The following is an 11,180-nucleotide window of genomic DNA, read 5'->3' as shown; positions in this document are numbered from 1 at the left end:
GAATTTCCCGGTTTCGGCCAGGCGTGCCTGGCGGATATAGAAATCGATGTCGATGCTGGCGCCCGGATGCGCCTCGGCATGGCGCCAGTCGCCCCAGCCGGGGCCGACGCCATGCAGCATGAAACCGAGTTTGAGTTGTCGTGGTGTGGTCATGATGTCTCGCAAAGTTGGGTGGACAAACAAGAAATGCCGCTGCGGATCAAGGCGGCGGGAAGACCCCGGTATCGGCCAGCTTGGCGGCGTCGACCCGGATCGGGAACAGCTTGGCTTCATAAAAGGTGTCGGCGATCTTTTGCAGCTGTGAAGTGATCTGCGCATCGACCGGCACCAGCGTCGGATGCTCGCGTTTCAGCACCAGCGCCACCACGTCGTCCGGCAGGCCGGTCAGCTTGGCGAACACCTTGGCGTATTCGGCAGGATGGTCTATCACCCATTCGTTGGCGCGCGCCAGCCGTTGCAGCACGTCGGCCAGGGCGGCGCGTTTGCCAGGATCGGCCAGCGCCTTGTCGGAGGCGGCGATGAGGCCGGTGCCGCTATAGATGCCGACGCCGTTGCGCAGCACGCGGGCGCCGTGCAGTTCAGCCGACGCCTGGTATGTGCCGAAGGTGGCCCAGGCCTCGATCTTGCCGGACGAAAAAGCCACAGAGGCATCGCCCGGTAGCATGAAGCCGATAGTCAGGTCCTGCTCGGTCAGGCCGGCTTCGCGCAAGGCGCCGAACAAGACGTATTGCGCCACGCTGCCGCGCGCCGAAGAGACGATGACCGAACGGCCTTTGAGGTCTGCTACGTTCTTGATCGGCGAACCGGGCGGCACCAGTATGGCGACGCCGGTGGGAGCAGTCGGCGACACCGCTGCCGCCACCAGCTTGATCGGCGCACCGCCGGCCGCCGCCGCCAGCACCGGCGTATCGGCAGCCGGTGCGGTATCGACATCGCCTGAACGCACCGCCTCGAACAGCGGCGCCGCGCCCTGGAAGCTGGCCCATTCGATCTTGTAAGGCACCCCTTCCAGCACACCGGCGGCCTCAGCCTTGGTGCGCGTGAAGTTGACCTGGTCGCCCAGCACCAGCGTGACCTTGCTGAGATCGAGCGGGCCGGCCTGGGCTGCCGGCGTTTGCTGTTTGCCGCAGCCGGCCGAGGTCATGGCAATCAGCAAAAGCAAGCCGGCAAGCGCTGCGGATTTAGAAATCATAAGAAGCCTTGACATAATAGAAACCGCCGGTCGGCGCAAACGGCGACGGACCGTAATAGAAGCTGGAAGCGCCGGTGCTGGCGTCGCCCGGGCCGTTCTTGTCCGGCCTGACATCGAACAGGTTGGCGGCGCCGACGGTCAGCTTGATGGATTTGGTCAGGGCGTAGGTGATGTCGAGATCGGTGATCCACTTGGCGCCGAACTTGTAGGACAGGGTCGGCGTGGTTTGCCACAGATAGGAGTCGTAGCGGGTGGTCTGCAGGTTGATATCGAAATCGCGCAGCAGCCAGCGTCCGCCCAGGATCAGTTTGGTGCGCGGCTGGGCCGAGGTCAGCTCGCCGATGCCGCCGCCGGCCGAGTAGCCGAACCAGGTCAGGCTGCCGCCAGGATTGGCGCCGAGTCCGCCTAGTTGGGCCGGTGTCGCCTTGATGCTGGTGATGTCGGTGCGGTTCCAGTTGAGCGCGGCGTTCCAGCGCACTACGCCGAGGCGGCCGAAATCGGTAGTGGTGTCGGCCACCAGGTCTAGGCCGCGAGTGCGGGTGTCGACACCGTTGGCGAAATACTGCACCCATTCGCTGCCCGTCAATCCATACGATTGCAGCAGCGGCGACAAGGCTGGGCCGAACAGATAGCCGGTGCGGATGATCCGGTCCTTGATCGTGACCTGGTAGGCGTCCAATGTGATGTTGAGGTTGTCGGTCGGTTTCAGGACCACGCCGAGGCCGAAGTTGAGCGATTTCTCCGGCTTCAGGTCTTGCGCACCGAGCGCTCGGGCTAGCGGTGAATCGTTGAGCAGCAGCTTCGACAGGCTGGGGCCGACCGCGCCGGTGACCGGATTGATGTTGGTGCGGTTGTCGGTCTGAGCGTAGCCGGTCTGGGTCAGCGAAGGGGCGCGGAAACCGGAACCGACGGTACCGCGCACGGCGATCTGCGGCGTCAGGTCGTAGCGCGAATTGAGCTTGCCGCTGACGGTGTTGCCGGCGCTGTCGTCGTAATGCTCGCCACGCACCGCGAGGTCGACAAACCATTTGTCGGTCGGATAAAAGCCGGCGTCAGCATAGGCCGCCTGCACGTTGCGGCGGATATTGGCGGCATCCTGCGGCGCCAGTGCGATCGCGCCCTGGGCGCCGACCGAGGCCGGGTTGCCGACATTCGGATTGCCGGCCTGGTCGCCGGGCTGGAAGATATAGCCGCCATTAATATAGCCTAAAGGATCGCCGGCGTAGGTCGAAAAACGTTCGCTGCGCTGTTCCAGGCCCCAGGACAGCTGTACCGGTTTGGCCAGGCCAAGATTGAAAGCCTTGGTGAAATCGGCATTGGTGGTCCATTGCTCGAACTGAAAAGTGGCCAGTTCATCGAAGCTGGTCGGCGAGGCCGGTCCCAGCGAGGGATTGATGGTCAGGTTGCTGTACTGGCGTACGTGATTCTTGCCGTAGCCGCTGCTCAGGTCCCAGTTCCAGCCGTCGAACTTGCCTTTGGCGCCGGCGGTTACCTGGAAGTCGTAGGAGCTGGCGTTGTTCAGCGCAAAATAGCCATCCGGATAGATCTGTGAAATGGTGGCGAGGCCGTTGGGGCGACGGAAATTATTGCCGGAAACGACATTGCTGGTGCCCGCGGTGGCAAACGAATACAGGGTGACGTCGTTCTTGAGCGGCAATTCGGCGTTGTAGGCGATGTTGTAGGCTTCGACGCCCGGGTCGCCGTTGTGCGCGCCGTCGCGGTTCCAGCTGGCGTTCTTGGGGTTGCTGGCGGGCGAATACACGGTGGTGTTGGTGGCCGGCAGGTTCCACCAGGACTGGCCGCGCTTGCGGGCATCGGCGCTGACATGGATGAAGCCGTCGTTGGGCAATTCAAAACCGACATCACCCGCTACCTTGCGGTTGCTGAGGTCGCCGTTGCCGCCGTACAGGCTGCCGTAGTCGACGCTGATGCTGCCGCCGTGGCTGCCGTTCTTCAAGACCACGTTGACCACGCCGGCTACCGCATCGGAACCATACTGCGCCGCCGCGCTGTCTTTCAGCACTTCGATATGGTCAACCGCAGACAGGGGAATGGTATCGAGATCGACGGCGTTGACCCCGCTGCTGTCGCCGCCGCCGTTGGTCAGCAGCGCCGCATTGTGGCGCCGTTTGCCGTTCACCAGCACCAGCGTATAGGCTGGGCCCAGGCCGCGGTTGCTGACCGGGCGGATCACCGAATTGACGCCGGCGATGTTGGTGCCGAAATTGAACGACGGCAGCAGGCGCGCCAGCGCTTCGCTCAGTTCGGCGCGGCCGGTATGCTGCAATTGCTCGCCGTTGATGACATCGATGGGAGCCGGACTATCGGCCACCGTGCGCTGTTCGCCGCGTACGCCGGTAGTGACCACCACGTCTTGCACCTGGCCGATGCTGGTAGCGGCCTTTTTGCCGCCGTCGCTGGCGGATTCCTGTTGCGCATGCGCCAGGCCGTAGCTGCCGGCGAGGCCGGCCGACAGCAATGTGGCGAAGGACAAACTGCGTACCCGCCGGCGCTTGTGTTGATGCAATGACCGCATGAAACTCCCCTGTGTGGTTGATATTGATATGGCCGCGCGATGTCTTCTGGAGTGCGCCCTGTGTCCGGGCTTGTGCTTGAAGGCAGCGCCGGCGCGATGCCGGCTGCTATCGTGAAGTGATGATAGGGGGAGTTTGATTATTACAAAACGAATTATTTATAATAATAAAATATGAAAATTGAACATAATAAAAACACTGCTCGAATGGGTTACTTCAATTTGAAACTGGTATCGAAACTGGGAGCGACGTCCAGATGGCGCGGGATCACGCCAGCGCTTTCGTAGACATCGGCGGTATGCTGCTGGGCCCGCATCACGGCGGCGTCTATCGGCACCGGGTGCAGCTTGGCGCGGGCATAGACGTAGGTCAGCACTTCTTTCGGCAAGCCGGTGATGCGCGCCTGTGCTTCGGCTACCTGCTGCGGATGGGCCAGCGCCCAGCGCTGGCCGTCGGCCACGCGTTGCAGGAAATCCGCCAGGATGGCGCGCTTGTTGCGGATGGCGTCATCGGTGGCAGCCTGGTAGGTGTATGAATCGCGCAAGCCGACGGCGTTGACGACGACCTTGGCGTGATCGTGCAGTTCTTCGATGGCGACATAGGGATCCCAGGTCGACCACGCATCGATCGCGCCGGCCGCCAGTGCCGCCTTGGCGTCGGAAGGATTGAGGAACAGCAGGTTGACGTCGCTGGTCTTGAGTCCAGCCTGCTGCAAGGCGACGATCACCAGGAAATGGCCGATCGAGCCGCGCGTGGTGGCGATGCGACGGCCTTTCAGGCTGGCGACGTCAGTCACTGTCGAATTGGCGGCGGCGACGATCGCCAGGCCATCCGACTGCAGCTTCGAGACGCTCACCGCACGCGCCCTGGCGCCGGCGGCCAGGGCAAAGATCAACGGCGCATCGCCGAGGGCGCCGGTATCGATGACGCCGGCGTTGAGAGCTTCGCCCAGCGGTTGCGCCGCCGGGAAATCGGCCCATTCGATGCGGTAAGGCAGATCTTTTAGTAAGCCGGAAGCTTCCAGGATGCCGCGCGTTCCCTGGCGCTGGTCGCCTACCCGCAATACCGGGGTGTCGGCTGCGTGCAGTGCGGAGTGGCTTCCCAGCGCAACGGCTGCAGCCAATATCCAGCGCATCAACGTCGACGCCGGACGGCGGATAAATGAAATTTTCATATCTACTTTCAGGCTGATAAACAAAATGGGAGGTGGCTCAATTCAACGTAGTTTCTTTACATCCTCCGTTGTTACCGCGTCGAGATAGCGGTTGCCCAGGTGGGTGCGGGTGTAGTTCACCACCGCGGCCACCTGTTCGTCGCTCATGTACTTGCCGAAGCTGGGCATGCCATGCAAGCCGTGCAGTACGTTGTAGACCGGATAGGCGGCGCTGGCCAGGCGCGGATTGTCGGCCAGCGGCGGGAAGCGGCCGGCGCCTGCCGCACCTTCGCCGTTGGCCATGTGGCAGCCCTGGCAACTGGCGCGATACAGGCTCTCGCCATCCTGTTCGGCGAAGCGCCAGCCGTCTGACAAGGGGACGTTGCTGGCATCGCTGGCAGCAAGGGCCTGCAGCGCTGTGCTGCCCGCAAGGCAAAGAAATGCGGCCAGCGTCAGACGCCACGCGGTTTGTGATTTGCTTTTTTTCATGATGTTCCGGTTCAGACCTTGGATGTGATGCGCGCATGCAGGCGGCTGATGGCGTCTAGCGAAGACAGGACCGCGCCTTCCTGCCAGGCCGGGATGTAGGACGCATGTTCGCCGGCCAATGCGATGCGGCCGTCGATCTGGCACAGGTTGTTGTAGTGCTGCGCCCGCAATTCGTCGGTCCAGGCGCCGAAGCAGCCGTTGATGAAGGGCACCCGGTTCCAGCTGACCGCGATGCCGTTCTCGAATTCCGCCGGATACTGCGGATGCAGCTGCGCTCCTTGCTGCAGTGCCAGCTGCACCCGCTGTTGCGGCGGCAGGGCGCCGAACTCGTAAGCATTCGGTCCCCAGATATAAGCGCCCAGCAGGACGCCTTTGCCGGGATGGCCGAAGCCGGTCGAGGGATAGCCGATGGTGGAGATCGCCTGGTCGGTATAGCTGATGCCGCCATAGATGTGTTCATCCTGTTCCCAGAAACGGCGCTTGAACTGCAAGCCGATTTTCACGGAATTTTCATATGGCACGGCACGTATAGCATCCAACAGCGGCTGGCCGGCATCGATCTCGATCTGACTCAGGATCGACAGCGGAATGGTGCACAGCAGCCAGTCGCCCTTGATTTGCCGCGGCGAGCCGTCGCCATCGGTGTCGCTGTAAGTAACGGTGACGCCGGCGGCGCCTTGCTCGATCTTGCTCACCTTGGCGTTGAGCTGCACCAGGTCGCGCACCTGGCGGTACAGCGCCTGCACGATCTGGTCCATGCCGCCTACCGGCTGGAAGATCGAGCTCTGGAATTCCTGCGCGCTGCCGGCCGCTAGCTTCTGCCATAGGCCGGATTGCAGCAATTCCTTCAGTTCCAGCGGTTCGGATGGCGCCGCGGCTGGCATCAGGCCGCCGCCGTGATTGATATCGTAGCCGCGGCGGTCGCTGCTGAGCGGACCGGACTGATAACGGTAATCCTTGTCAAGCGCGCCCCAGCTTTTCAAAGACTCCAGCAATTTCTCCTGGTCTTCGCGGGTCAAGGGCGCATCGAGCTGGTTTTTGTTGACAGCCTTGCCCAGCAACTCGGCAACGTAGCCATGATAGTCGGCCTGCACCTGGCGATAGCGCTGCGGCTTGCCGCCGTAAGCTCTTCTGGCGTGCAGGTAAGCGTTGTAGTTGATCTGGATGAAGGGCTCCAGCGGCACGCCGAGGCGCTTGGCGTAGTCCAGCACGGCGTGATGGTTGTAGGGGATGCGCCAGGGACCGGGGTTGAGATAGTGGCCCTGATCGAATTCACAGCGCTGCCTGGCGCCGCCCAATTCGGCATATTCGTCGCCGCCGCGCAGAGTCCAGGCGCGGCCGCCGGCGCGCTTGTTGTATTCCAGCACCTTGACCTGGTAGCCGGCCTGGCGCAACTCGTAGGCCGCCACCAGTCCGGCGATGCCGGCGCCGAGGATCAGGATCGTGGTGTTTTTTGGCGCGCCTTGCAGCTGCAGCGGTCCGGTATAGGTGGATTGGGCAGCGAAACCAAGGCTGCTCATGGCTTGGTACATGGCGGCGCCGCCCGCCGCCTTGCCGACCAGGGAGAGCAACTGACGCCTGCTGATAGTGTTTGGCATTTTTAAATCTCCCTTGAAATGTGCGCAGGAATCAGAATTTGTAGTTGGCTCTCAGATAATAGAAGCCGCCGTTGACGCCGATCTGGGACGAATAGATGTTGTATTGCGATACGCCCAGGTAGCGGTTTTCCGCAGGCAGCTTGGTTGGATAGATATTAAACAGATTGTTGGCGCCCAAGGCCACCTGAAAATTACCGGTGAATGCATAGCGGACCTCTAAGTCGGTGATGAACTTGGGCGTGTTCTCGATGTGGTTGAAAGTAGTGGTCGAGAATGCATTGGGGCCGGTGTAGTAGGTGGCTTCGGTGGAAGTCTTGCCGAAACGTGTCAGGTGCAGGCTGGTGCCCCATTTATCCTTGCTCCAGACGCCACCCAGGATCAGCTTGTTGCGCGGCGTGGCGCTGGTCAGGTAACCGATCTGCTGCGCGTTGAGCAGGATATTGCCGTTGGCGTCCCTGGCTACTTTGGTGACGCTGGTCTGGTTGAAGTTGGCGCCGAGATCCCAGTCTATCCGCCCCCATTCTTTGAGGCTGGTCTTGTAGGTGGCGACGATATCGACGCCGCGCGTGCGGGTATCGACGCCATTGGCGAAATAGCTGGCCTGCACCGAAGTCAGGCCGGACGGCAGGTTGAGGCCGGAGGAGGTCAGGGCGTCGATCGCGGTCTGGCCGGAATAGCTGCCGCCTTGCACGATGCGGTCCTTGATGCCGATCTGGTAGGCATCGACAGTAACGCTCAGCTTGTCGATCGGTTCGGCGACGATGCCGAGGTTGAAGCTGGTCGATTTTTCCGGTTTCAGCGGCTGCGCTCCCAGGCTTTTGGCAGCGGCCGAATTCACGCCCAGCAAGCCGGTGGCGCTGGTGGGCGATACCGCCAGGCTGGTGTAGTACTCCTGGGCCAGCGACGGTGCCCGAAAACCGGTGCTGACGGTGGCGCGAACCGCCAGGCGCGGATCGAGTTCATAGCGCGTCGAAAACTTGCCGTTGGTGGTGTTGCCGGCATCGCTGTAGTGCTCAAAGCGGCCGGCCAGGTCGATTTCCCATTGCGGCGTCAGTTTGGTCGATACATCCAGGTAGCTGGCCAGGACGTTGCGCGAGAACTTGCCGACGCTGAGCGCGCCCAAGCCCGGCAAGGCCTGGGCACCGCTGCCGAACGACGAAGCAGCGTCGCCGGCGCCGACTTCATACGTCTCCTGCCGGTGTTCGGCGCCAAGCGAGACATTCAGGGGCGCGGGCAGAAAGCCGAGATCGAGCGGCCGCCCCAGCTCCAGGTTATTGGTCCACTGGAAATTCTTGTACTGCGCCAGGTGGAAGCCGGTGGGCGTGCTGCCGGTGGCGGCGAACAGGCTGGTGTTGGCGGAATCGCTCATGCCGATATTGATGTCGTCGCCGCCGTAGGTGGAACTGAGATCCCAATGCCAGGCGCCGAGATGGTCGCCGCGAGCGCCGCCGGTCAGCGAATAATCGTTCTCGCTGCTGGTTTCCTGCGGCGTGAAACCGGTGGGATACAGCGCCGGCAGCACCGACGGCAGCCGGTAGTTCTGGTAGCTGGCGCTGGTGCGGTGCGCGTAGGTGCCAAAACCGTACAGATCGATATCGTTGCTGAGCGCATAGCCGGCATTGAAGGCCACCGATTCGCGCTCGATTTGCGGATCACCCAGGATCTTGTTGACCTTGGTGCCGGTGCGGCTGTCGATGCCGCCGCGATTGGTGTGGTCCTGGTTGCGGTACTCGGCACTCAGGTGCAGGAAACCGTCGCGGCCCAGTTCGGTGCCGATATCGGCCGCGGCGCCGTAGTTCAGGCCGTCGCCGGCATTGTACTGGCCGACGCTGGTGCTGGCGCCGCCGCCACGGCTGGACGACTTAAGGATGATATTGATGACGCCGGCGATCGCATCCGAACCGTATTGTGCGGCAGCGCCGTCGCGCAGGATCTCGATGTGATCGACCGCGCTGACTGGAATCAGGTCGATGTCGACCGGGGTCGACCCCTGCTGCGGTCCAGAGTCGGCGGTGATATTGGCCGAGGTATGGCGGCGTTTGCCGTTGACCAGCACCAGCACATGGTTCGGGCTCAGGCCGCGCATGGTGAGAGCGCTGGTCAGGTTGGCGGCGTCGGCGCCGACCGCCTGGCGCGTAATCGAGGGCGACAGTTTGACCAGCGCATCGCGCAGATCGGTCTGGCCGGTCTTTTGCAGTTCTGCGGCGCTGATGACGTCGATCGGGCTGAGGCTTTCGCGGGCAGCCTTTTGCGTATCGCGGGTACCGGTAGTGACTATCACATCCTGGATGTTGCCGATATTCGTACTGTTGCCGGCGCTATCCGCGGCTATGGCCTGGCCTGCGGCAAACAGGCTGCCGACGGCAATGGCGGCGCTGCTAAGTCTGAATTTGCCGAATCTTGCTTGTTGATTAGGTGACGCTGACGACATGCTTTCCCCTTGCTTGATTGGTAGTTGTTGTTATGCCGCGATTTTCTTGATCGCTTGCTCTGCTTGCGAATGTCTGTTTTCGGCAAAACGCAGGCCGAGGTTGCCGCGCAAAGTATCGTGCTCATATTCACTGCGGAACAGGCCGCGCGCCTGCAGGATGGGCACCACCAGGTCGATGAAGTCGTTGAGGCCGGCGGCTGCCGTGGTGCCGATGATGAAGCCGTCGGCGGCGCCTTGCTCGAACCATTTTTGCGCGATATCGGCGACCTGTTCTGGCGTGCCGATGAAACTGCTGCGCGGGACGGCAAAGCGCAGTGCGGTCTGGCGCAAGGTCAGCCGTTCTTCTTTCGCCACTTTCTTGATCTTGTCGGTGTAGCTGCGATAGCTGTTGCTGCCGATGTCACCCAGGTCGGGAAACGGCGCGTCCAGCGGATAGGTGGAAAAATCGAAATAAGTGAATGGCCGTCCCAGCTGGTCCAGCGCTTCCTCGATGGTGATCAGGTCGACCCGATCCTGATACTTGCGCTCAGCTTCTTCCACGGTATGGCCGATGATGGGATCGATTCCAGGCAACACCAGAATTTCCTCCGGCGCGCGGCCGAAGGCGGCGGTGCGGCGTTTGATGTCCTGATAGAACTCTTGCGCCTGTTCAAACGTATCGTGGATGGTGAAGATGGCGTCGGCGCTGCGGGCTGCCAGGTTACGTCCGTCTTCCGAACTGCCGGCCTGGAAGATCACCGGCTGGCCTTGCTTCGAACGGGCAATGTTCAACGGTCCCTTGACCGAGAAAAATTCACCCTTGTGGTCCAGCGCATGCAGTTTTTCCGGATCGAAGAAGACTCCAGCCTTGCGGTCGCCGACAAAGGCATCGTCTTCCCATGAGTCCCACAAGCCCTGGACCACTTGCAAATGCTCGGCGGCCAGCTTGTAGCGTACGTCATGCGCCAGGTGCTCGGTCTTGCTGTAGTTGAGCGCTGCGCCTTCCAGTTCGGTAGTCACCACGTTCCAGCCGGCCCGGCCCTGGCTTAGCAGGTCGAGCGAAGCAAACTGCCTGGCGGCCGTAAACGGCTCGGTGAAGGAGACCGAGAGCGTGCCGACCAGGCCCAGGCGGGTGGTCACCGTGGATAGGGCCGAAAGGGCGGTCAGCGGCTCCAGCCGGTTCAGGTAGTGAGGTGCGGATTTCGGTGTGATGAACGTGCTGTCGACGATGAACAGAAAGTCGAATTTTCCGGCTTCGGCTTTTTGCGCCACTTGCTTGTAGTGGGCGAAATCGACGCTGGCGTTCAGTGCCACCTCCGGATGTTTCCAGCCGGACTGGGTGGTGCCGGCGCCCTGGATGGTGGCGCCGAGTTTTATCTGGCGGCCGCTTTTTTCTTGCGCTGTATTGCCCATTTCGCTCTCCCTGGTGATTAGTCGATTGAGCGATGGTATACAGCAAATGATAATAATATAACGTAATTATTGTTCTATCTAAATATGCGCAACGAGAATGAAGATGGGTTGCGGCGCCGATGAAAAGCAGGCGCCTGGCTTTCTTCCCGCGAGTCCAAATTCGGTGGCGGACAAGACGACCAAGACGAACAAAGGCCCCAGGCCATGCTTATATTACGCAGCCTGGAGCATGGGGCAGGACAAGGCAGGTTGAATGAATGCGGTGCGCGCTTCAGCGCACTTTCGCCGCAGTCGCTTCGATTTCTATCAGCGCGCCGGGCAGCGCCAGGCCGGCAATCTGGAAGGCTGAGCGCACCGGCTTGTTAGGCTGCTCCTTGGTAGCAAAGAACCT

At 61.8% G+C, this 11,180-nt stretch carries 7 protein-coding genes; all 7 read right to left on the bottom strand.

All coding sequences use genetic code 11. The features are described from left to right. Nucleotides 1-199: 199 nt before the first annotated feature. The 7 genes from VNZ65_RS24715 to VNZ65_RS24685 all read right to left on the bottom strand — a co-directional run bounded on the left by VNZ65_RS24715 (nucleotide 200) and on the right by VNZ65_RS24685 (nucleotide 10,789). Nucleotides 200-1,192, bottom strand: a complete 993-nt coding sequence (locus VNZ65_RS24715; RefSeq protein WP_325673850.1) for an ABC transporter substrate-binding protein — start codon at nucleotides 1,190-1,192, stop codon at nucleotides 200-202. Beyond that, nucleotides 1,182-3,728 carry a TonB-dependent receptor gene (locus VNZ65_RS24710; protein ID WP_325673849.1) on the bottom strand — a complete coding sequence of 849 codons (2,547 nt, stop codon included), beginning with the start codon at nucleotides 3,726-3,728 and terminating at the stop codon, nucleotides 1,182-1,184. Before VNZ65_RS24710 ends, VNZ65_RS24715 begins: the two co-directional genes overlap by 11 nt. A 209-nt stretch (nucleotides 3,729-3,937) precedes the next feature. After that, the gene (locus VNZ65_RS24705; RefSeq protein ID WP_414649214.1) at nucleotides 3,938-4,900 is read right to left on the bottom strand and encodes an ABC transporter substrate-binding protein; all 963 of its coding nucleotides are present in this window, start codon (nucleotides 4,898-4,900) and stop codon (nucleotides 3,938-3,940) included. A 42-nt stretch (nucleotides 4,901-4,942) separates the two neighbouring features. Further along, a complete protein-coding gene (locus VNZ65_RS24700; protein ID WP_325673847.1) occupies nucleotides 4,943-5,368 on the bottom strand; it encodes a cytochrome c in 426 nt (141 codons plus the stop codon). 11 nt (nucleotides 5,369-5,379) lie between these two features. Beyond that, nucleotides 5,380-6,966, bottom strand: coding sequence for a flavin monoamine oxidase family protein (locus VNZ65_RS24695; RefSeq protein ID WP_325673845.1), 1,587 nt, complete (start codon nucleotides 6,964-6,966; stop codon nucleotides 5,380-5,382). Nucleotides 6,967-6,997: 31 nt separating this feature from the next. Continuing rightward, nucleotides 6,998-9,397, bottom strand: coding sequence for a TonB-dependent receptor (locus tag VNZ65_RS24690; protein WP_325673843.1), 2,400 nt, complete (start codon nucleotides 9,395-9,397; stop codon nucleotides 6,998-7,000). Between the two features lie 30 nt (nucleotides 9,398-9,427). Then, entirely contained in the window at nucleotides 9,428-10,789 is a 1,362-nt protein-coding gene (locus VNZ65_RS24685; protein ID WP_325673841.1) for an LLM class flavin-dependent oxidoreductase, read from the bottom strand. Nucleotides 10,790-11,180: the final 391 nt, after the last annotated feature.

Origin of the sequence: Collimonas sp., assembly GCF_035566555.1 — a bacterium.
GTDB lineage: Bacteria > Pseudomonadota > Gammaproteobacteria > Burkholderiales > Burkholderiaceae_D > Collimonas.
Note: the sequence above shows the minus strand (reverse complement) of the source record. Positions and strands in the feature narration are given on the sequence as shown.